1 protein-coding gene is annotated in these 1,310 nt (G+C 70.4%); it reads right to left on the bottom strand.

Going from position 1 to position 1,310, the window contains the following annotated elements:
* Positions 1 to 1,257, bottom strand: a 1,257-nt coding sequence (locus tag AB0G02_RS40700; protein ID WP_360806033.1) for an extracellular solute-binding protein, incomplete at its 3' end; no start/stop codon positions are given.
* Positions 1,258 to 1,310 lie beyond the last annotated feature (53 nt).

The following is a 1,310-nucleotide window of genomic DNA, read 5'->3' as shown; positions in this document are numbered from 1 at the left end:
GATGCGGTTCATCTCGGCGCTCGTGCTGCTCACGGTCGCGGACCGGTGGCCGATAGCCGGGTCCGCGACGCTCTTCGGCAGCACGGCCCTCTCCCACTCGTGCACGGCACGGGCCGCGTCCGGGTGCCCCGGCAGGTGCAGCACGGCCGGGGCGACGCCGAGGTACTTCACCGGCAGGTTGGTGCTGTTCTCCACCTTGTACAGGTCGGTCGTCCTGATGCCGTCGGAGTCCTTGGTGAAGTGCACGCCCTCGACGCCGAAGTTGGCCAGCTCGTACTCCACGCTGCCGAACGGCGCGCTCAGGTAGTCGCTGATCCGCAGCAGCATCCTGATCCGGTCGACGGGCGCCTTCTTGAACGCGACGTACCCGAAGTTACCCGGCCCCCGCCACGGGCTCGGGTCCGGCCCGTACGGCCGGCCGAGGTCGAGCGCGAACCTGTCCCCGATGTCGGTCAGCGTCTGCGGTGCGACCGCGCCGAACCCGTCGGTGATCGACGCGACCGTGCCGTTGTGCCAGAACGTCTTCAGGTCGGTCGCGCTGAGGGTGAGGCTGTCCGGGTGGTAGGCGCCCGCCTCGGCGAGCCGGCGCATCACGCCCAACGCCTCCTCGAACTGCGGCGTGGTGAACGTGCTGACGAACCGGCCGTCGTCCACCCGCCAGGTGTTGGGCGCACCCAGCGACCCGGCGTGGTAGGCGATCGAGCCGGTGCCGCCGAACAACGACTTGGACCCCGCGATGCCCCACCGCCGGTCCCCGGTGAGCCGCTTCATCGCGGCGACGTAGCCCTCGGTGTCCCAGTCCCGCGGCACGCCCGCCGCGTCCAGGGCCGTCCGGTTGACGAAGAGGCTGTTGCCCGGCATCGGGCGCTCCAGCGGCACGCCGTGGATGCGCCCGCCGATGCGGCCCATGCCCTGCCAGGCGTAGGTCGGGATGTTGGCCAGGTTGGGGTAGGCCTTGATCGCGTCACCGCCGACCAGGTCGGACAGGTCGGCGCAGCGGGCCTGGATGAACTCGGCCGAGCGGGGGAGCGCCAGGTTGGTGAACATGACGATGTCGGGCAGGTCGTCGCCGGAGGCCACCAGCGTGGTCATCTTCTGCCCGTACTCGGCGTCGGGGACGACGATGACCTTCAGGTCGACGTTGAGCGCCTTGTTCAGCGCCTGCCAGAACCGGTTGGACTCCGCCGGCTTGGGTGGGGCGCCGTAGGTGACGACCATCGCGGTGACGGTGGAGCCGTCCCCGACTGTGTCGTGCACGGACCGGACGAGCCGGTGCGGGTAGGTGAGGAACAGCGGCTGGACACAGGACG

Source organism: Actinosynnema sp. NPDC023658 (assembly GCF_040639995.1).
Lineage (GTDB): Bacteria > Actinomycetota > Actinomycetes > Mycobacteriales > Pseudonocardiaceae > Actinosynnema.
The sequence above is the reverse complement of the archived record's forward strand: the minus strand, read 5'-3'. Positions and strand labels throughout refer to the sequence as shown.